Below are 21,688 nucleotides of genomic sequence, written 5' to 3'. Positions count from 1 at the left end.
CATGATTTCAGCATAATTTACCCTCGGTTCCCGTATTTCTTTTTCCAAAGAACAACCAGTGAACCTGCCAGACCAAACACCAGTAACACCACAGGAAGCAGCATCAGGCAAGACATCAGTTGATCTTCATATTTGAGAAACACCGGTGTTTTGCCCAGCAGATAGCCCAACGATGTGAGAATAAGGACCCAAAGCAGTCCGCTCATCCAGTTGAAGAACTGAAAGCGCGCATTGTTCAGGCCGGACAATCCTGCGATGGTCGGCAGTAATGTTCTGACAAACGCGATAAAGCGACCGACCAGCAGCGCAGACAAGCCATGCTTATGGAACAGATGATGCGCACGCTGATGGTAATGTGCAGGAAGATGAGATAACCAGTTTTGCACTGTGCGGGTATTGCCCAACCATCGACCTTGTATATAGCTGAGCCAGCAACCGAGGCTGGCTGCGGTGGTGAGTAGTAGCACCGTTTGCGGAAAACCCATTGCGCCTTTGGCAATAAGTACGCCGACCAGTACCAGCAAACTGTCGCCAGGTAAAAAGGCTGCTGGCAGCAGTCCGTTTTCCAGAAACAAAATAGTAAAGAGTACAAAATAGAGCATGCCAATCATGGAAGGATTGGCCAGCGTTTCAAAATCCTGAGCCCATAAAGCATTTAGTAATTGAGTCAGTAGTTCCATTCAATATTCCTGGAGAATCGGTTGTCGTCATGCCGGTTTTCTGGTTTTTGTAACACCACGATTTTATTAATATTTTTTACATGACTCGCGGTTTGATACAAATTCACGGCCTGAACTATTCCCTGTAAAGTTGTGAAGTTAGCAAGCTCTTAAACACAAAAATTCAAACAGCATCTAATTGTAACAAAGGTCAACGTAGTCCGTTATAGAAATTACGGTTGTTGAACTGTGATTTTGCTTATCGCAATGGAGGGAGGCGAGAGGATTTACACAGGCTGACACTTTATACCTAACGCTTACCAAGTGTCAGAAACAGGCGCGTGGTCGCGCCTGCATTGATAAGATTGTTTATTTTGCGCTGTTAGCAGCTGTATCGAGGTGAACGACCGGATTTTCGGTAAATAGATAACGGTCCGCATTGAACTCAAAATCATCGCTGGTTTCGTTAAACAGCATCTGCTTCGTGTTCTCAAGATGCTGCCACATCGCCAGTTTGGCGGCATGAGGATCTTTGCGAATCAGCGCCCGAAGGATCTGGTCATGGTCATCACACCAGTTATCAACCGTGCGCAGGTCGATGTGGTCGTGCAATTTCTTCCAGTAGGGGTTGTGAATACGCTGAGTCCACATTTTTTCAACAATCGCGGCCAGAGCCGAGTTCTGCGTTGCCAGGGCGACCTGCACATGGAACTGGAGATCCCACTCGGAGTCACGAAAGCTTTTTTCGTTACGTGATTTCTCCTGAATCTCCATCAGCTTCATGATGTCCTGTTTGGTCACCTGGGTGGCGGCAAACTCGGCAATGTTACTCTCAATGAGCTGACGCGCCTGGAGCAGCTCGAAAGGACCGTAGCTGGCAAATTCCAGGTTTTCATCTGGCGCAACATAATGTCTGGGTTGGTTGGAAATGACGTGGATCCCCGATCCTTTGCGCACCTCAACGTAACCCTCTACCTCGAGCATGATAATTGCTTCACGAACCACGGTACGGCTGACATTTTTTTCATCGGCGATAAAGCGCTCGGCAGGGAGTTTGTCACCCACCAGATAGACGCCTTGCTCAATGCGTTCTTTCAGATCAGCTGCAAGTTGTTGGTACAAACGTCGTGGTTCGGTGATTTCCATATGCGCTCCAGGCATGATACGGCAGACTATATTTGTTATACCACTTTTGCGATTACTGCTCCACTCGCGGCGATAAAAAAGCCGCCAGATAACTGGCGGCTTCGCATTATATACCCTTGATGAAAAACAGCGGGTTAATTTTGCGGAGCGGGATCGCCAGTCTGTGATCCCGAGTCGACCTCGCTGGCCGATTTGTTTTGCAAGACCGTCCAGATAACGAGTGCGCCGAGCAGGTCGAATACCGCCAGTACGGCGAACAGCGGGCTAAAGCCGATAGTGTCAGCCAGTGCGCCAACAACCAGTGCAAACAGCGTACTTGCAAGCCAGGCGGACATACCGGTCAGGCCGTTTGCCGTTGCCACTTCATTACGACCAAATACGTCAGAAGAAAGCGTAATCAGAGCACCGGACAGCGCCTGGTGAGCAAAGCCGCCAACGCACAGCAGGGCGATAGCAATGTACGGGCTGGTGAACAGACCAATCATCCCTGGGCCAATCATCAGCAATGCGCCCATGGTGACGACCATTTTACGTGAAACGATCAGGTTAACGCCGAACCAGCGCTGGAACAGCGGCGGTAAGTAGCCCCCAACGATACAGCCCAGGTCAGCAAACAGCATCGGCATCCAGGCAAACATCGCAATCTCTTTCAGGTTAAAGCCATAGACTTTAAACATGAACAGCGGGATCCAGGCGTTGAAGGTACCCCAGGCCGGCTCTGCCAGGAAACGCGGCAGTGCGATGCCCCAGAACTGGCGGTTACGCAGGATCTGACCGAGCGACATTTTTTTCGAGGTGTTGTTTTTATGCTGTGATTCCTGACCATTCAGAATGTAATCACGTTCTTCATCAGACAGCTTTTTCTGGTCGCGCGGGTGTTTGTAGAACACAAGCCAGCACATCGCCCAGATGAAGCTCAGCGCACCGGAAATAATGAATGCCATCTGCCAGCTGTGCATGACGATTGCCCAGACGACCAGCGGCGGAGCAATCATCGCACCGATAGAAGAGCCGACGTTAAAGTACCCAACGGCAATTGAACGTTCTTTTGCCGGGAACCACTCAGAACTGGCTTTCAAACCCGCAGGGATCATTGCGGCTTCAGCGGCACCTACCGCGCCACGCGCCAGCGCTAGTCCACCCCAACTGCCAGCCAGTGCGGTCGCGCCACAGAAGACGGCCCACAGAACGGCGAACATCGCGTAACCAACTTTTGTGCCGAGCACATCGAGCACGTAGCCGGCAACGGGTTGCATTACGGTGTAAGCAGCAGAATACGCTGCGATGATATAGGAATACTGTTGAGTGGAGATGTGTAACTCTTCCATCAGAGTTGGCGCAGCTGCCGCCACAGTGTTACGTGTCAGGTAACCCAGCACGGTGCCAAGCGTCACCAGTGCAATCATGTACCAACGTAACCCTTTAATTTTACGCATGTAAAACCTCATCGTTTTGTTATGTCCGCGAACGAGCGGTCATCTTCCAGTTCAGGGCGGAGGATGTTCTTTTACGAGGGGGGACCGAAAAAAAAGCCGGTACTCCCCGAACTTTGCCATGTCAATAATTGTGCTAATTCGGTTTCCGTACCGGTCAATCCGATGGTGATACATCGGTAATTTGCATTCCGTCGGCTTATGTATCGCGACGGCCAAAAGATAACTTGTCATACAGCTTTAAAAGGTGAGTGCCATCACAAAAGTGTGAATCTTCGTGTGGTCATTATTTCGATTCAGCAAAGCCAGCACTGGCGCGGCTTGACGCGTGATTTACCTCTTTGAGAGTAATTTTTTTGTCACCATTTGTTGATCTAACTCACGAAAATATCTTCAGTGTATGGAAATTGGTGTGATAACTTTGTCAACATCAAAACATAAGCAATCTGACGCACTCGTTGAGAGGAAGACGATAATGACCCCGTTTATGACTGAAGATTTCCTGCTGGACACCGAATTTGCCCGCCGTCTGTACCATGATTACGCCAAAGACCAGCCGATCTTCGATTACCACTGCCATTTACCACCGCAACAAATCGCTGAAAACTACCGTTTTAATAACCTGTATGACATCTGGCTGAAGGGTGATCACTACAAATGGCGTGCGATGCGTACCAACGGCGTCGCTGAGCGCTTGTGTACCGGCGATGCGTCCGATCGCGAGAAGTTTGACGCATGGGCCGCCACGGTTCCGCACACTATCGGTAACCCGCTGTACCACTGGACCCACCTCGAATTACGTCGCCCGTTTGGTATTACAGGTAAGCTGCTTTCTCCTGCGACTGCTGATGAAATCTGGAACCAATGCAACGAGCTGCTGGCGCAGGATAAATTCTCCGCGCGCGGCATCATGCAGCAGATGAATGTGAAAATGGTCGGCACTACCGATGACCCGATCGACTCTCTGGAGCATCATGCGGCCGTTGCTAAAGACGGAAGCTTTGATGTGAAAGTGCTGCCGAGCTGGCGTCCGGATAAAGCCTTTAACATTGAGCTGGCGACCTTTAATGACTACATGGCGAAGCTCGGTGAAGTGTCTGACACGGATATCCGCCGATTCAGCGATCTGCAAGCTGCACTGACCAAACGTCTGGATCACTTCGCGGCTCACGGCTGTAAAGTTTCTGACCACGCGCTGGACGTGGTGCTGTTTGCCGAATCTAACGAATCTGAACTGGATAGCATTCTGGCGCGTCGCCTGGCGGGTGAAACCCTGAGTGAGCATGAAATTGCCCAGTTTAAAACCGCCGTGCTGGTGTTCCTTGGTGCGGAATATGCTCGTCGCGAATGGGTACAGCAGTACCACATCGGCGCGCTGCGTAATAACAACCTGCGCCAGTTCAAACTGTTGGGCGCGGATGTTGGCTTCGACTCCATCAATGACCGTCCGATGGCTGAAGAACTGTCCAAACTGCTGAGCAAGCAGAACGAACAGAACCTGCTGCCGAAAACCATTCTCTACTGCCTGAACCCGCGTGATAACGAAGTGCTGGGCACCATGATCGGCAACTTCCAGGGCGAAGGTATGCCGGGCAAGATGCAGTTCGGTTCCGGCTGGTGGTTCAACGATCAGAAAGACGGGATGGAACGTCAGATGACGCAGCTGGCCCAGCTCGGCCTGCTGAGCCGTTTCGTCGGCATGCTGACCGATAGCCGTAGCTTCCTGTCATACACGCGCCATGAATACTTCCGTCGCATTCTGTGCCAGATGATTGGCCGTTGGGTTGCTGCAGGTGAGGCACCGGCAGATATCCAGTTGCTGGGTGAAATGGTCAGAAATATTTGCTTTAACAATGCGCGTGATTACTTCGCCATTGAACTGAACTAAGGCCCGGGTGAAGGTATGCAATACATCAAGATCCATGCGCTGGATAACGTCGCGGTAGCGCTCGCTGATTTGGCTGAAGGAACCGAAGTCGCCGTTGATGGGCAGGCGGTAACCCTGCGTCAGGCGGTCTCTCGTGGCCACAAATTCGCTTTACGTGATATTGCGAAAGGCGAAAACGTCATTAAATACGGTTTGCCAATTGGTCATACGCTGGTGGACGTTGCGGCGGGTGAGCATATTCATGCTCACAACACGCGCACTAATCTGAGCGACCTGGACACGTATAGCTACCACCCTGATTTTCAGGCGGAAGTTGCACAACCGGCGGATCGCGATGTGCAGATCTACCGTCGTGCCAACGGCGATGTTGGCGTGCGCAACGAACTGTGGATCCTACCGACGGTTGGCTGTGTTAACGCCATGGCGCGCCAGATGCAGAACCGTTTTCTGAAAGAGACTAACGATGCCGAAGGAATCGACGGCGTACATCTCTTCAGCCACACCTACGGCTGTTCACAGCTCGGCGACGACCACATTAACACCCGCACTATGCTGCAAAACATGGTGCGTCACCCGAATGCGGGTGCGGTGCTGGTGGTTGGCCTTGGTTGTGAAAACAACCAGGTTGATGCCTTCCGCGAAACTTTAGGCGAGTACGATCCTGAGCGCGTTCACTTCATGGTCTGCCAACATCAGGAAGACGAAGTGGAAGCGGGGATTGAACATCTTCACCAGTTGTACAACGTGATGCGTAACGATAAGCGTGAGCCGGGTAAACTGGGTGAGCTGAAGTTTGGTCTGGAATGCGGCGGCTCTGACGGCCTGTCCGGTATTACCGCCAACCCGATGCTGGGGCGTTTTTCTGACTACGTGATTGCCAACGGCGGCACCACCGTACTGACCGAAGTACCGGAAATGTTCGGCGCCGAGCAACTGCTGATGGACCACTGCCGCGATGAAGAAACGTTCGGCAAGCTGGTCACCATGGTCAATGACTTCAAGCAGTACTTCATTGCTCACGACCAGCCGATCTACGAGAACCCATCGCCGGGCAACAAAGCGGGCGGTATCACCACGCTGGAAGATAAATCTCTCGGCTGCACGCAAAAAGCAGGCTCCAGCCAGGTGGTGGACGTACTGCGCTACGGCGAACGTCTGAAGACGCATGGTCTGAACCTGCTGAGCGCACCGGGTAACGATGCGGTGGCGACCAGTGCCCTGGCGGGCGCGGGCTGTCATATGGTGCTGTTCAGTACCGGTCGCGGTACGCCGTACGGTGGTTTTGTGCCGACGGTGAAAATTGCTACCAACAGCGAGCTGGCGGCGAAGAAAAAGCACTGGATCGACTTTGACGCTGGACAGTTGATCCACGGCAAAGCGATGCCGCAGTTACTGGAAGAATTTGTCGATACCATCGTCGAGTTCGCCAACGGCAAGCAAACCTGCAACGAGCGGAATGATTTTAGAGAGTTAGCGATATTTAAAAGCGGCGTAACGTTGTAGTAAATACCTGATGGTACCTGCATGCAGGTCTGCGCAAACCGTAGGCCTGATAAGCGCAGCGCCATCAGGCACAAACCGTTGCCGGATGGCGGCGAACTCGCCTAATCCGGCCTACGAGATAGAATTGGGGTTGCTTGCATGACCGCGTATTGGCTGGCCCAGGGCGTAGGTGTCATCGCCTTTCTGATCGGTATTACCACCTTTTTCAATCGCGATGAGCGCCGGTTCCGGCTGCAACTCGCCGTCTATAGCGCCACCATCGGCGTGCATTTTTTCCTGATGGGGGCCTGGCCTGCGGGAATGAGCGCAGAACTCAACACCATCCGCACACTTGTCTCAATGCATACCCGCAAACTGTGGGTAATGACCGTTTTTATTGTCCTCACCCTGGTTCTCGGGCTGGCGAAATTACAGCATGCGATGGAGCTGTTGCCGATAATTGGCACGCTGGCCAGTACCTGGGCGCTGTTCCGCTGCAAAGGGTTAACCGTGCGCTGCGTCATGTGGTGCGCAACTGCCTGTTGGGTTATCCATAATTTCTGGCTGGGATCGATTGGTGGGACGATGATCGAAGGGAGTTTTCTGGTGATGAACGGCCTGAATATTATTCGCTTCCGGCGAATGCAAAAACGCGGAATTGATCCGTTCAAACTTGAAAAAAGCGTACAAGAAAAGAACCCCTCCGCCCGATGACGGAGGGGCGTAGAGATTATCCGCGCAGGGCGTTATTTGCCAGACGCTCGTCTTCTGCCTGGCAGGCTGCAGCGGTAAACAGGACGTCTGTAGAAGAGTTCAACGCCGTTTCACATGAGTCCTGCAATACGCCGATGATAAAGCCAACGGCAACAACCTGCATGGCGATGTCATTCGGGATACCGAACATGTTGCACGCCAGCGGGATCAGCAGCAGAGAACCGCCCGCCACGCCCGATGCACCACAGGCACACAGCGAAGCCACCACGCTCAGTAACAGCGCAGTCGGTAAATCAACCGGAACACCCAGCGTATTCACCGCCGCCAGCGTCAGTACGGTAATGGTGATCGCCGCGCCCGCCATATTGATGGTGGCGCCCAGCGGGATAGACACCGAATAGGTATCACGATCCAGATTCAGTTTCTCACACAGTGCCATGTTCACCGGAATATTTGCCGCCGAACTGCGGGTAAAGAAGGCATACACGCCACTTTCACGCAGACAGGCCAGCACCAGCGGATACGGGTTACGGCGAATTTTCCAGAAGACCAGCAGTGGGTTGACCACAAACGCCACCAGCAGCATACAGCCTACCAGTACGGTCAGCAGTTGGGCGTAGCCCCAAAGCGTTGCGAAACCGGTGGTTGCCAGCGTAGAGGAGACCAGGCCGAAGATACCGATCGGTGCGAAACGAATGACCAACTTCACCATAAAGGTGACGGCATTGGACATATCATTGACCAGATTTTTGGTCGTTTCATTGCCGTGGCGCAGTGCAAAGCCCAGACCAACGGCCCATACCAGAATACCGATATAGTTAGCGTTAAGCAGGGCATCAACTGGGTTAGAAACCATGCTCATCAGCAGGCCGCGCATCACTTCAACAATCCCGGACGGCGGTACGATATCCCCCGCGCTGCTGGAAAGATGCAGTGTTGATGGGAAAGCAAAGCTGAAGACAACGGCGGTTAATGCCGCTGAAAATGTTCCGAGCAGGTAGAGGAACAGAATGGGGCGGATATTGGTTTTTTGCCCGTGCTGGTGGTTGGCGATAGAAGCCATCACCAGCATCAGAACCAGAATTGGCGCGACGGCTTTTAATGCGCCGACGAACAGCGTACCCAGCAAACCAACGGCTTCAGCCGCAGGTTTTGACACCAGTGCCAGTAAAATCCCCAGTACCAAACCGATCAAAATTTGTTTAACCAGGCTCCCTTGCGCCAAACGCGAGAGTAGCCCCGATGAACGTTGCGTAGTCATGTAGTAATCCTTTCATTGTGTTGTTGCCTTACCTTTGTGCGTTCTGTTGACGCATCTTTCAGGATCGGGCAAATGTTTGCATGGCTGAGTATAAGGAAAGAACGCGGTTCGGGAAGCGAAATATCCTGGATTCCGCGTTGAGATCATATTTTATAACTTTAACTTAACATTATTTTGACATGATAAACAAAAAGCCCGACGCACGCAGTGTGCTGTCGGGCTTTTCAGCTAGCAGATGAAACTTACTGTATTTGCTGCTTTTTATCGTGCTGGTGGTTGACCCACGCGTTAACAACCAGCGTCACAAACAGAATGCCAAATACCACGCCTAACGAGATAGCGATCGGGATATGGTAAAAATCGACGATCAGCATCTTAATACCGATAAACACCAGAATGACCGACAAGCCGTACTTCAGCATGGAGAAACGCTCCGCCACGCCCGCCAGCAGGAAGTACATCGCACGCAGACCCAAAATAGCAAACAGGTTCGAGGTCAGCACGATGAACGGGTCGGTGGTCACGGCAAAGATAGCCGGAATACTGTCGACGGCAAAAATCACATCGCTCAGCTCAACCAGAATCAACACCAGCATCAGCGGCGTAACAAACAGCAGGCCGTTTTTACGCACGAAGAATTTTTCATCTTCGATGGTATCGGTCATGCGCAAATGACCGCGCAGCCAGCGTACTAACGGTCTGTCGCCAATACCGGAGGCATCTTCTTTCGCCAGCGCCATCTTCACGCCGGTAAACAACAGGAACGCGCCGAACACGTACAACAGCCACTCAAACTGGGTGATAAGCCAGCTGCCCGCGAAGATCATGATCGTACGCAGCACAATCGCACCCAGCACGCCATACACCAGTACCCGACGCTGCAACGCAGGCGGCACGGAGAAGTAGCTGAACAGCATCAACCAGACAAAGACGTTATCTACTGCCAGCGATTTTTCGATCAAATAGCCGGTCAGGAACGCCAGCGCCTGTGGGTCGGCAACGGCGCGCCCCTGGGTTTCCGCCAGGTACCACCAGAAGGCAGCGTTAAACAGTAACGACAGCGTTACCCAGACGATTGACCAGGCCGCAGCCTGCTTCATTGACATCGTATGCGCGCCACGACGCCCCTGCAACAGCAGGTCGATGGCCAGCATAATTACCACTACGACAGCGAAGCCACCCCATAACAACGGTGTGCCGACAGTATTCATTGTATTTCCCCATGCATAAAAAAAACGGCCAACGCCGAATGACGTTAGCCGCTGCTTTTTATGCATAGACCTTGCCATTCGGCAAGGTCTCACTTACAACAACAAAGGAATACGGTGGCGTATTCCTTTGTTATCGCCCGGTGACCGGATGTGGTTTTTCACACATCGTAATGACGATCAACCGACAACGAAGTTACTCCCCTTTGCGGGTTACAAAATATTACAGGCCATGCTTTCAGTCAATGGCCTGCAACATTCGTTTTACACACCTTTACGCAGTCAGCGATGTTTCCGCTTCGTCTGACGGGAAAACCACGCCGGTCTGGCGGCGAATCTCCGTTTGCAGTTTGGCGGTAATACGGCTGACGGCCAGTGCCGGGTGATCCACTTCGCCGGATTCAACCAAATGGGCAAAAGCCTCTGCCTCATACAGCATAGTATTGATGTGCTGAGGCGTCGTCAGATCCTGCGTTTTCCCCCCGCGTGGCACGAAGCACACCTTTTGGCATTCGGAGATATGCTCGATGACCAGCGATCCCGACTCGCCCTGAATTTCACTGGCTAATACCGAGTCGCTTACTTTTGAGTGCTGGAGCGTAACGCTGAAATCACCGTAATTCAGCACTACCACGCCGTGGGCATCCACGCCACTTTCCAGCAGGCTGGCGCTGGCCTGAACGCTCAGCGGTTCGCCCCACAGCGCAACCGCCGAGGCCAGGCAGTAAAAACCGATATCCATAATCGAGCCATTGGAGAACGCCGGATTAAACGTGTTCGGATTTTCACCGTCCAGATAGCGCTGGTAACGCGAGGAGTACTGGCAGTAATTGATAAACGCTTTCCTGATTTTTCCTACTCTGGGTAGTGATTGCTGTAACTGCAGGAAATTAGGCAGGTAGGCGGTTTTAAACGCTTCAAACAGCACGACCTGATTCTCACGCGCGCAGGCGATAGCGGCTTCGGCTTGCGCCAGATTGGAGGCCAGCGGCTTTTCGCAAATAACATGCTTTTTGTGCCGCAAAAACAGCTCGGTCTGTGGAAAGTGCAGGGAGTTAGGGCTGGCGATATAGACAGCGTCGATTGCCTCGCTTTGCGCCATCGCTTCCAGTGAGGTAAACAGATGTTCGACAGGGTAATCGTTGGCGAAGGTCTGTGCCTGCTCAAGGCTACGGGAATAGACTGCGGTTAACTTATACTTGCCGGTTTCATGGGCGGCATCGACAAACTGGCGGGTGATCCAGTTTGTGCCAATTACTGCGAAACGTATCATAAAGGCCTTCAGGCTGCGAAAAGGGATTCTTTCGTCAATTTAGCATGCCCTGAAGACAAAGCCAGTGCGCGACTACGCAGTTTGCTTTAACGATTGTTGCGTTAACCACAGGCGGGTATCGAACTCCAGTTGATGATACTGAGGCTCCATATGACAGCAAAGCTGGTAAAACGCTTTGTCGTGCTCTTTTTCCTTCAGATGCGCCAGTTCATGAACGACGATCATGCGTAAAAAGGGTTCTGGGGCGCTGCGAAACACGGTGGCGACGCGGATCTCCGCTTTGGCTTTGAGCTTACCGCCCTGCACGCGAGAGATGGCGGTATGCAACCCCAACGCATTCTTCAGAACGTGGATCTTGCTGTCATACATGACTTTATTCAGCGGAGGGGCGTTACGCAGAAACTGATTTTTCAGATCCTGGGTATATTGCCAGAGCGCTTTGTCGGTCGCGAAGTCATGCGTACCCGGATAGCGCTTCTCCAGCACTGCGCCCAGGCGCTGCTCAGCAATCAGCGTTCTCACTTGAGAAAGCAAATGTTCCGGGTAGCCCTGGAGGTAAGTTAGTTGGTTCATTCATGTCCACGCAAATCATAAAAGTGTATACTCACGCACCCTTTTCAGGGATACGCCGAAATTTTACCATTCAGGAGGGCCGATGAGCCACATAGACAACGGTTTCCGTTCGCTGTCACTTAAACGTTTCCCGGAAACGGATGACGTTAACCCGCTGCTGGCGTGGGAAGCTGCAGATGAATATCTGCTGCAACAGCTGGACGATACCGAGATTAGCGGCCCGGTGCTGATCCTGAATGATACCTTCGGCGCGCTGGGCTGTGCGCTGGCGGAACATACGCCGTACAGCATCGGCGATTCCTATCTCAGCGAGCTTGCCACGCGCGAGAACCTGCGTCACAACGATATTGCCGAGTCGAGCGTCAAGTTCCTCGACAGTACCGCTGACTATCCGCAGGCGCCGGGCGTGGTGCTGATTAAGCTGCCAAAAACCATGGCGCTGCTGGAGCAGCAACTGCGTGCGCTGCGCGAAGTGGTAACGCCAGAAACGCGCATCATCGCCGGGGCAAAAGCGCGTGATGTACATACCTCGACGCTGGAACTGTTTGAAAAAGTGCTGGGCCCAACCACCACGACGCTGGCGTGGAAAAAAGCCCGATTGATCAACTGTACGTTCAGCAAACCGGAGCTGGCCGCTGCCTCGCAAACGCTAAGCTGGAAGCTGGAAGGCACCGACTGGACTATCCATAACCACGCCAACGTCTTCTCCCGTACCGGGCTGGATATCGGCGCGCGCTTTTTTATCGAGCATCTGCCGGAAAACCTCGAAGGGGAGATTGTTGATCTCGGCTGCGGCAACGGCGTCATCGGTATGACGCTGCTGGCGAAAAACCCAGAAGCCAGTGTGGTATTTGTTGATGAATCGCCAATGGCGGTGGCTTCAAGCCGCCTGAACGTGGAAAGTAACATGCCTGAAGCGCTGGATCGCTGTGAGTTTATGATTAACAACGCGCTGTCTGGCGTTGAACCGTTCCGCTTTAACGCTGTGCTGTGCAACCCACCGTTCCACCAGAAGCACGCGCTGACGGATAACATTGCCTGGGAAATGTTCCACCACGCCCGTCGCTGCCTGAAAATCAACGGTGAGCTGTATATTGTGGCTAACCGTCACCTCGACTACTTCCACAAGCTGAAGAAGATTTTCGGCAACTGCGTAACCATCGCTACCAATAATAAATTCGTGGTGCTGAAAGCGGTCAAAACCGGTCGCCGTCGGTAATAGCGGGTGCCGGATGCGGCTAACGCCTTATCCGGCCTACGAAATACATCCTGTTAAATTTCCAGTGCCAGCCTGGTGCCTTGCGCAATAGCGCGTCGGGCATCCAGTTCCATCGCCACATCGCAGCCGCCGATCAGATGCACCGTTTTACCTGCCGCGTGCAGCGGATCGACCAGCTCACGGCGCGGCTCTTGTCCGGCACAAATCACCACGTTATCCACGTTAAAGATCACCTGTTCACCGTTCAACACAACGTGTAACCCATCATCATCAATCTTCTGATAGCTGACTGCCGGGATCATTTTCACGCCGCGTGAGAGCAGGGTGGCGCGATGGATCCAGCCCGTCGTTTTACCTAAACCTTGTCCCGGTTTGCTGGCTTTTCGCTGCAGCATCACTATCTGGCGAGGGCTGCGGGATAAGTGCGGGCCTTCCGGGCGTAAGCCGCCTGGCTGTTGCAGGCTGGTGTCGATCCCCCATTCCACGCAGAACTCCGCTATGTTCTGGCTGGTGGGTTCACCCGGCTGACTCAGATACATTGCGGTATCGAAACCGATCCCGCCGCAGCCCACGATCGCCACGCGTTTACCCACCGGCGTTTTATCGCGCAGCACGTCGAGATAGCTCAGCACTTTAGGATGATCGATCCCCTCGATCGGCGGCATGCGTGGCTCGATCCCACTGGCAAGGATCACTTCGTCGAAGGTGTGCAGATCGTGTGCGCTGACAAAGTGATTCAGCTTCAGGGTCACGCCAGTCACGTCGATCATTCGGCGGTAGTAGCGCAGGGTTTCATAAAATTCTTCTTTGCCGGGGATCTGTTTGGCGATATTAAACTGCCCGCCAATCTCGTCATGCGCGTCAAACAGCGTCACGTGATGCCCGCGCGCTGCGGCATTAATGGCGAAGGCGAGGCCCGCAGGCCCCGCACCGACAACCGCCAGATTTTTCGGCACAGTTGCCGCAACGATCGGCATTTTGGTTTCATGGCAGGCGCGCGGATTGACCAGGCAAGAGGTGACTTTGCCGACGAAGATCTGATCCAGACAGGCCTGGTTACAGCCGATACAGGTGTTGATCTCATCCTCTCGTCCGGTTTGCGCTTTTGACAGCAGTTCGGCATCGGCGAGGAACGGACGGGCCATCGACACCATATCGGCATCGCCACGGGCCAGAATGTCATCGGCGACCTGGGGATCGTTAATGCGGTTGGTGGTGACCAGTGGGATTGTCACATGCCCTTTCAGCTTACGCGTCACCCAACTAAACGCACCGCGCGGTACCGGGGTAGCGATAGTGGGAATACGTGCCTCATGCCAGCCAATACCGGTGTTAATAATGGTGGCCCCCGCGGCTTCTATAGCCTGCGCCAACTGAACGGTTTCGTCGAAGGTTCCGCCGTTTTCCACCAGATCGAGCATCGACAGGCGGAAGATAATAATAAAGTCATTCCCGGCACGCTGACGTACCGCTCGTACCACCTCAACGGCAAACCGCATGCGGTTGGCATACTCACCGCCCCATTGGTCATCGCGCTGGTTGGTACGCAGTGTCAGGAATTCGTTGATGAGATACCCTTCCGACCCCATCACTTCCACGCCATCATAGCCCGCTTCCCGCGCCAGCTGTGCGCAGTGGGCAAAATCTTCAATCAACTGCAGCACTTCATCGTGTGTTAATTCATGTGGCGTAAAGCGGTTAATGGGTGCCTGAATAGCAGAAGGCGCCACCAGATGCGGCTGGTAGCTGTAACGCCCGGTGTGCAGGATTTGCAGGGCGATTTTGCCGCCTTCATCATGCACAGCATCAGTAATGACGCGATGGTGAGCAAGCTGGCTGGTGTCGTTCAGCATCGCACCGCCTTCCATCCCCACGCCGGAAAGCGCAGGCGCAATACCTCCGCTCACAATTAACGCTACGCCGTGACGAGCGCGCTCGGCGTAGAACGCGGCCAGCCGTTCTGCACCATCAGGATACTCTTCCAGCCCGGTATGCATTGAACCCATCAGCACGCGGTTTTTAAGCGTGGTGAAGCCTAAATCGAGCGGGGCGAACAGCGACGGATAGCTCATAAAGGTGTCCAGTATGTAAAATTATTGTTATGTGGTCGGATGAGTTAATAATTTAGCCGTCGCCGCGTAAAAGGGAAAAGGGGAATGCCGTGATTGTGATGGGATTCAAAAAAGGAGTGGAGCCAGAGGACGAATATGCCGGATATCGGTGCAAGCACCTAATCCGGCCTGTGAAAATGTGTCTTTGTAGGCCGGATAAGCGAAGCGCCATCCGGCGTTATGTCACAGATTACTGTTTTTTAAGAAAATCGTTATACAACATATAGAGATGCGCCGCGCTCCAGGAGAAATTCGGTGCGCCCTGCTGTGCGCCGGTCAGCGGGTTATAGTTTTCCTGAATCGGACCGTCAGCGGTGAGGCCTTTGGCGTGGCTGAAGAAGGTATCCGCCAGTTTTAACGCGTCATCGCGATAGCCGTAACGCTCCATCCCTTTTAGCCCGAACCAGAACTGATCCACCCAGACGCGCCCGCGCCAGTAGATATCCGCGCCGAAAGCCGGGTTGGTCAGCGCTGCTGTGCCAAGCGGGACAAAGGTGTTGAACTCTTTGGGGTCGAGCATCACCTTAACCACCGCGTCCGCATGGGGCTGCGTTGCTGCGCCGTTAAACAGCGGCGACCAGCCTTCCGGCCCTTTGCCACGTTCGACGATCGGTTTACCCGCACAGCCGTTTGCCAGCGGTTGCTCCTCAATACGAACGTCATAATAGAATTTTGTTGTCGGGTCGAACATGCAGGTGTTGATGTAATCTGCGAGTTTTTGCGCCAACTGGCGATAGCGTTGCGCCTCTTGGTGTTTGCCGAGCAGGGTCGCCATCTGCGCCAGATAATGGTTGTCGCTGTACATGTAGCTGGCCTGATCGACTGACTCCTGCAACAGCGAGTAACCCAGCAAATTACCGTCTTTACTGCGGTTTTCGGCAAATTTCACCACCCAGTCGCTGCGTTTTCCACCGCCCGCGACGTATTTATCCAGTTGATCTTTATCGATAAAACCGAATACAGCCGCATCGTCACGACCGGACTCCCACGAGGCGGCAACCTGCGCTGGGATCTCCAGGCTGTCATACTGACCCTTATCGATCACGGTGGCGTAGTTGTTAAGCCCGGAGAGCGTTTCTTCCTTGTCGCCTTTTTTCACCGTAAACAACATTTCGCCGCGGTCAGTATTGTGGGCTTTATCGCGGGTAGCGCCGTATTCCGGCACGCCGTTGCCGTTATGATCGCGGTTACGCAGCCACCAGTCGTGATACGCAACCAGCTTTGGATACATCTCTTCGAGCCAGGCCTTGTCTTTGGTGACGTTGTAGACCTCCATCACCGACCACGCCGCCAGGCTGGGTTTGGTGTTGCGCTCGTTCCAGTTACCGCCGTCGCCGCCGCGTTCCGGGCTGAGATTCCAGGCAATCAGGTCGGGAATGAATCCGGCATCCTGCGGGCGAACCGGATCACCGGGTTTAATCTGCCATGAAAAGACGGCGCGAATATTCTCTTTGGCGATCTCCGGGTTAAAGTGCGCCATAGCGAAGGCCTGCTTCCAGGTGTCCCACGGCCAGGTTTGGTTGCCGGAGAACCAGCGGCCGGTGACCGATGGCGTCACGGTATTGTGTTTTACCGCACCGCCTGGCGAGCGCCAGTTGCCGTTTAGCGTTTCAATAGCTTTTACCGCGACCCGGGTTTGTTCCGTTGTGGCATCCGGGTTGGTTAAGCCTTTTTGCAGATAATCTGCCCAGCGCTTTTGTGATGCAGCAAGATACCAGGCCGGGCGCGCCAGAATATCGCGGATCTGCGGCTGCTCTTTCGCCACATCCTCGGCGGTAAGCAGATGAGACCAGGTGGTGTAAATGGTTGTCGAACCACTGATATGGGCCTTCCCCGTAAAGCGATGACCGTTAACCGTGGTTTTCATAGCGACAGATTTATGCACCTGATACTCCGACTCACCGGAGGTGAGCAGATCCCAGGTTGAGCGCACTTTGCCGAAGGTGACTTTCAGACCGTCGTGCGTGGCGGTGATTTTGCGCTGATAGCCAGGGAATTCGCTATCAATGGTTTTATCCGACAGCGCTTTTCCCTCTTTGGCTTCCAGTTTCTCCAGCAGCTCGCCGTCCCACACCAGATCCAGCGGCGTGTTGCTGGTGATTTTGGTTTCCAGCAGCGAGGTGCGCGGGCTGGCAAAACGCAGCGTCATCTCTATTTGCACATGCTTAGATGACAGCTTTTGCACCAGCGCGCCGGGAATGCTGTAGGCCTCAAGCGCGAAATCGACCTTTTTACCGTGCTGGTACACCGTCAGACGGTCAAAATTGTTGGCCATAAAATTGATGTATTCTTCGGTCAGCAAAGCCACGCCTGGAAAGCCGCCCATCGTTGCAGGGCCGTCCGGGAGCAAATGACCGTGCCAGGCGCCAAGATCGAAAAATGGATTAAAGCGCTGGTGGTCGTCGTGATCGTAGTCATGCATGTAGCCCGGCGCACCGGTGCGATTAATGATGTTTTTAAAGTCGTTAGCACTGGCGGCAAGTGCGGAGAAGTTCATCAGCAGAATACAGGCCAGCGGCGTGAGAATAGGTTTCATGTTCATGGTATTCCGGTCCTTGTTACCAATAGAAATATTGCATCAGGAAGATTTGGTCGCTCGGGTCGCCGGATGCATTCTGCATATAGAACCGACTGTCGAAGGCGGTAGCGAAACGGCCGCCGCCGTATTCATACCAGATACCGAACTGCATAAAGGAAGTGGTTTCGTCCTCGGCGCGATCCGGTCGGTGTTTGGCGTAGCTATAAGCAGTGGAGAGGTAAACGCCTTTTAGCGCTTCATACATTGCGCTGACCATATAGCCGGTTTCGGTGCCGGACACATCCAGCCCGTCGGCGCGGCCCGTGTGGTGCCAGGCGCGGGCGGCGAAGTTGGGCGAAAGGATGCCGGTCAGGAACAGCTGTCCGGTACCATCTGTGATCTCCAGGCCGTTCATCCAGGTTACGCCTTCAGTCAGGTCGTACTGGATATAGCCGTTCATCATGGCCGGATAGGTATATTTATCGTCGTAGCGATCGTATTTACCAAAGTGCAGCCAGGCTTTGCTCTCGTCGTGGTGTCCGGCGGGTGTTGCTGTCACGCTGTAGCGCAAAGGACCGGTCAGGTTTTGCACCTTAATGGCAGTCATGATGTCACGGGTGTTGGGAATAACGTAGCCCAGGTCTGGAGTGAAATCCCCCCACCATTGCAGGTCATCCAGCGAAGAGTCCTGGCGCAGGCTGAGCATCAGCTCCGTTCCGTCATTGGTACGATAACCTCCGTAAAAGCGGTTGATCCCGCCCTCGAATCCGCCCCAGCTATGGTCAGGAACCCAGGCATTGCCCTGATGGTCGGCCTGTACGGTCCAGCCCTCGCCGTAGATCAGACCAAACCAAGAGCCGTGTTTTATCTCCAGGCCACCTTCTATATAGGTACCATCACTGTATTTATGTTTGTCTTGTCCTTCTAAATCCATATATCCCCCCACGCCCAATTCGCCATAAAAGCGAAATGAGGGGGAAGATATTTCTGGCGTTTTCGTGTCGTCGTGTTCTGCAGGGCGAACTTCTTCTGCACCCAGAGAGGAGACGCAAAAAAAGGGCAGGGCAATAATTGCCCTGCAACAATGGCTAATGTTTTTCATGCTTCGATCCTAAGCAAATAAAATATAATTTTTATTGTTATATACCCGTCATACTTCAAGCTGCATGTGCGTTAGCTACGTTCGTTCACCCCAGTCACATAGTTATCTATGCTCCTGGGAATTCACTCACTTGCCGCCTTCATGCAACTCGAATTATTTTGGTTATAGCCTTGGAGAATATTGTTTATTGTTATTATATTTTAGTCATTAATTGATATCTGAAGCAGGGGCTGCCTCAATAGCTTTTTCTTCTTTGGTTAGCCCTTTGATATATTTACTGTATTTCCACCAGGCAAAACCGAGGAAAATAACAATCCCACCGACGTTATAGAAAATAATGGTCATGATATTGCCGCCGGTTGGGAAGGTAGAGGCAATAAATCCGATGGTGAAAAGAACGATCAGCATCGACACCACAACAATGCCGGTTTTTTGCGAACCCATACGGAAGTCGCGCGGTAAGTGGTCCAGTTTTGCACGCAGATTCAGGTAAGCCAGCATAATAAACAGCGGCGGCAGCATCGAGGCGGCGGCGGTCATGTTGATGATGGTGTTCATTAAATCCTGCACGGTATTGGAGCCGAGCGTCGGGATAATCATCAGCGGGATAACGATCAGGAACTGGATCCATGCTGCACGGGCCGGGACGCCGTTTTCATTCAGTTCGACGGTTTTTTTACCGAAAATACCCGCCGGAATTTCAGAGAAGAAGATCTTCACCGGCGTTGCGGTCCACATCAGCAGGGAGCCGAACATCGCGGTAAAGGAGACCAGGCCGACAAAGCGGTTAACGACCAGCTCCGGCAGGCCGAAATATGCCGCCAGGCCGTGGAATACCTGCACCGATCCACCGGTAAACTTCAGCTCTTTGCTGCTGACGAAGACGTTAATCAACACCGAGGAGATGGAATAGAGCACGCCGATAAAAATTCCGGCAATGATAATGACCTTCACGAACGATTTGGAGCCGCCCTTGACGTCGTTGACGTAAACCGCCACCGACTCCGCGCCGCCTGCCGCCATAAAAATCCAGGTGGTGATACCGAGGAAGGCCCAGTTAAAATTCGGGATCATTGCGTCTACGGTGATAGGGTCAGCAGGCTGTACGCCGCCAACCAGCGCCGTACCTGCCAGTAAAATATAGGACAGCGTCAGCAGCAGCATCAACGTGGAGGTGACCGAGGTAATCGGCCCTAACATTTTTGCACCATTGGTCGAAACCCAGGTGGAGAAGGCAAACAGCACCATACTTAACACGGTGGTTGCGAACGGTGTCAGAATGTATTCGTAGCCTAAAAAAGCATATGAGGCGTAGGCAATAACGCGGGGCAAAAGCGAGGTAAAAAAGAACAGGTTAACGAACCAGTAGGTGTAGGCAGTAATAAATGCCCAACGTCCACCCAGCGAACTTTTTACCCATGCGTAGACACCGGCTTCGGAGTTTTTATTCAGCGAAACAAATTCGGCGATGATTAAGCAAAACGGAATAAAGTAGAAAATCGTCGCGAGGAAAAACATCGGTGCGGATGCCAGACCAAGCTCAATATTATTGTTGATTACGTTATTAAAACTATAAACCGCGGCAAAGGTGAGTGAAAGTAAGCCGAACTTGCCGATGGTATTACGTTTGGTATCAGACATAGCACATCTCCGATTCCTGATTATTATAGGGTACTGGCGGCGCAACATCGGCGCCGCCTGTGTTTTTATTTATTATGAAAATAACCATCTTCGATGGTGACTTTGAGTACGACTTTTTTCACTGCGTTATTACAAATAAAACGATAGGCTTCATGGTTGTCACAAATAACCATTTGTCCTTCGTGCACTTCGACGGTTTTTCCACAACCTTTCAGATATTCGCGATCGGTTTCATCGCGATAATATTCAACCACCTGGAGATCCTCTTTGGCGGCATACTCTATTTTTTGCTGCCCTTGCAGGTAGTAATGGATCTCAAAATAACGACGATGACCGGTAAACAGCGCATCGGTCGCGGAGTCTGTCTCCACGCGGTAGCTCAGGGAATCACCGATAGAGTGGGCGACGCCTGGCTGAATATTGTCAATATTTTCAATAGCCTCGACGCAGCGTTGCCATTTCCGACCTGAAGCATAGCGTTGCTGGAACTGCTCTAAGTTGTCGATGATCCTCATTTTGTATTCTCGCTGTGCATATTCGTGGAAAAGAACCCGGTGCCAAAGGCGCGGTTGGCGGTGGTTTGAGCGCCAGATTCGCTGCCGGAAAACGGCAACAACGTGAAGCCGTAGCTGAATGACGTAAACCAGACGCGCCAGGAATCGAGTACTTCACTTCCCCACGAGTTGGAACCTAAGCCCAGCAACTGGTGGTCCAGATTCAGGGTGATGTCATCGCTACGCTGTAGCGCGTTGCAGTGTTGTGCGGCAAAGATATTTTCTGACGTATAGCGCCAGGCGCTCAGGTTGACAGTGCGCTGCGGAACCACCAGCAGACCGTTGCCGTGGCGGTTGGTTAGTGTTGCCCAGCGCACGTCCTGACGATTGCCGTTGTTTTGCGGGAAAGGATAATTTTCGAACATCTCATCCACGCTGCTGCGCCAGATGTCGATGATGTTGGCCTGCTGGCTATCGGCATAGTTTTCACCGGGACCACGTCCGTAATACGCCACCTGGCCCAAATCACCGTTGATGCCCATCGTGAAACCGATGCACGGAATAATGTCCCGGTACTCGCCGTAAGGCTGGCCAGAAAGTTCCACATTCAGCTGACCGTCCGCGGCAATGCGCCAGCGATAGGTGCAGCGCATACCGAAATCGAATACCGGCGGGGCGATAATGGTCTGGCTGGTTATCAGCAGCGCATCATCGGTTTGCTCAAGGGTAAACTCGCGCAGATGCTCCTGCATAATCTGTAAATGATTCGGCTGCCAGAGGCCTTCGAACTCTTGCTTGTGGTTATCAATGGTCGGTTTGAAGAAATTAATCTTCGGCTCGCGGGTAATCAGCTCTTCGCCATTGACGTTCCAGGCGATCGGTTTACCGGTCAGCTTTGAGAAGGTCAGATGGAAGTTATAACCGCGAACGGTGCAGCTCTGGCGGCTGTCTTCCAGCGTCAGAGGG

The 21,688-nt window shown here is 53.0% G+C and carries 16 protein-coding genes and 1 pseudogene; 4 read left to right on the top strand and 13 right to left on the bottom strand.

Annotated elements, in window-relative coordinates:
* Positions 1–17: 17 nt before the first annotated feature.
* The 3 genes from yqjA to FDW94_RS19445 form a co-directional block, all read right to left on the bottom strand.
* Complete coding sequence (yqjA, locus tag FDW94_RS19455; RefSeq protein WP_003828561.1) at positions 18–680, bottom strand: DedA family general envelope maintenance protein YqjA; 663 nt, start codon at positions 678–680, stop codon at positions 18–20.
* A gap of 348 nt (positions 681–1,028) precedes the next feature.
* Entirely contained in the window at positions 1,029–1,805 is a 777-nt protein-coding gene (gene exuR, locus FDW94_RS19450) for a transcriptional regulator ExuR (protein ID WP_003828559.1), read from the bottom strand.
* A 134-nt stretch (positions 1,806–1,939) separates the two neighbouring features.
* On the bottom strand, positions 1,940–3,241 hold the full coding sequence (locus tag FDW94_RS19445; RefSeq protein WP_048215487.1) for an MFS transporter: 1,302 nt from the start codon (positions 3,239–3,241) through the stop codon (positions 1,940–1,942).
* Between the two features lie 472 nt (positions 3,242–3,713).
* Between FDW94_RS19445 and uxaC the strand changes: the two genes are divergently transcribed.
* From uxaC to FDW94_RS19430, 3 genes are all read left to right on the top strand, one after another.
* Positions 3,714–5,126, top strand: coding sequence for a glucuronate isomerase (uxaC, locus tag FDW94_RS19440; protein WP_032945079.1), 1,413 nt, complete (start codon positions 3,714–3,716; stop codon positions 5,124–5,126).
* A 15-nt stretch (positions 5,127–5,141) separates the two neighbouring features.
* Positions 5,142–6,629: an altronate dehydratase family protein gene (locus FDW94_RS19435; RefSeq protein ID WP_137378112.1), complete on the top strand. Its 1,488-nt coding sequence runs from the start codon at positions 5,142–5,144 to the stop codon at positions 6,627–6,629.
* Between the two features lie 138 nt (positions 6,630–6,767).
* Positions 6,768–7,322 (top strand): YgjV family protein, encoded by a 555-nt coding sequence (locus tag FDW94_RS19430; protein WP_032945077.1) that lies wholly within the window; start codon positions 6,768–6,770, stop codon positions 7,320–7,322.
* A 16-nt stretch (positions 7,323–7,338) separates the two neighbouring features.
* Here the strand turns inward: FDW94_RS19430 and sstT are convergent, their stop codons facing one another.
* The 4 genes from sstT to FDW94_RS19410 all read right to left on the bottom strand — a co-directional run bounded on the left by sstT (position 7,339) and on the right by FDW94_RS19410 (position 11,637).
* Positions 7,339–8,583 carry a serine/threonine transporter SstT gene (gene sstT, locus FDW94_RS19425; RefSeq protein WP_103284687.1) on the bottom strand — a complete coding sequence of 415 codons (1,245 nt, stop codon included), beginning with the start codon at positions 8,581–8,583 and terminating at the stop codon, positions 7,339–7,341.
* A gap of 242 nt (positions 8,584–8,825) precedes the next feature.
* Complete coding sequence (locus FDW94_RS19420; protein WP_048216385.1) at positions 8,826–9,794, bottom strand: TerC family protein; 969 nt, start codon at positions 9,792–9,794, stop codon at positions 8,826–8,828.
* Positions 9,795–10,065: 271 nt separating this feature from the next.
* A complete protein-coding gene (locus FDW94_RS19415; RefSeq protein ID WP_137378111.1) occupies positions 10,066–11,064 on the bottom strand; it encodes a Gfo/Idh/MocA family oxidoreductase in 999 nt (332 codons plus the stop codon).
* 72 nt (positions 11,065–11,136) lie between these two features.
* Positions 11,137–11,637, bottom strand: coding sequence for a M48 family metallopeptidase (locus tag FDW94_RS19410; RefSeq protein WP_137378110.1), 501 nt, complete (start codon positions 11,635–11,637; stop codon positions 11,137–11,139).
* Positions 11,638–11,719: 82 nt separating this feature from the next.
* Here FDW94_RS19410 and rlmG point away from each other — a divergent pair, with 82 nt between their 5' ends.
* Positions 11,720–12,856 carry a 23S rRNA (guanine(1835)-N(2))-methyltransferase RlmG gene (gene rlmG / locus FDW94_RS19405; protein ID WP_008785866.1) on the top strand — a complete coding sequence of 379 codons (1,137 nt, stop codon included), beginning with the start codon at positions 11,720–11,722 and terminating at the stop codon, positions 12,854–12,856.
* A gap of 53 nt (positions 12,857–12,909) precedes the next feature.
* On the opposite strand, the gene FDW94_RS19400 is transcribed toward rlmG, so the two are convergent.
* The 6 genes and pseudogenes from FDW94_RS19400 to ebgA all read right to left on the bottom strand — a co-directional run.
* Entirely contained in the window at positions 12,910–14,928 is a 2,019-nt protein-coding gene (locus FDW94_RS19400) for an NADPH-dependent 2,4-dienoyl-CoA reductase (RefSeq protein WP_137378109.1), read from the bottom strand.
* 229 nt (positions 14,929–15,157) lie between these two features.
* Complete coding sequence (ygjK, locus tag FDW94_RS19395) at positions 15,158–17,509, bottom strand: alpha-glucosidase (RefSeq protein ID WP_137378108.1); 2,352 nt, start codon at positions 17,507–17,509, stop codon at positions 15,158–15,160.
* A gap of 16 nt (positions 17,510–17,525) precedes the next feature.
* Positions 17,526–18,587 carry a protein YgjJ gene (ygjJ, locus tag FDW94_RS19390; protein WP_057067543.1) on the bottom strand — a complete coding sequence of 354 codons (1,062 nt, stop codon included), beginning with the start codon at positions 18,585–18,587 and terminating at the stop codon, positions 17,526–17,528.
* A 207-nt stretch (positions 18,588–18,794) separates the two neighbouring features.
* On the bottom strand, positions 18,795–20,228 hold the full coding sequence (locus tag FDW94_RS19385; RefSeq protein WP_003828538.1) for an amino acid permease: 1,434 nt from the start codon (positions 20,226–20,228) through the stop codon (positions 18,795–18,797).
* Between the two features lie 65 nt (positions 20,229–20,293).
* On the bottom strand, positions 20,294–20,743 hold the full coding sequence (locus FDW94_RS19380; protein ID WP_003828536.1) for a beta-galactosidase subunit beta: 450 nt from the start codon (positions 20,741–20,743) through the stop codon (positions 20,294–20,296).
* Positions 20,740–21,688, bottom strand: a pseudogene (gene ebgA, locus FDW94_RS24550) (beta-galactosidase subunit alpha); the annotation flags it as partial. The pseudogene ebgA and the gene FDW94_RS19380, both read right to left, overlap by 4 nt.

Source organism: Citrobacter sp. wls757 (assembly GCF_005280935.1).
Taxonomy (GTDB): Bacteria; Pseudomonadota; Gammaproteobacteria; order Enterobacterales; family Enterobacteriaceae; genus Citrobacter; species Citrobacter portucalensis.
This window is presented reverse-complemented; position numbering and strand designations above follow the sequence as displayed.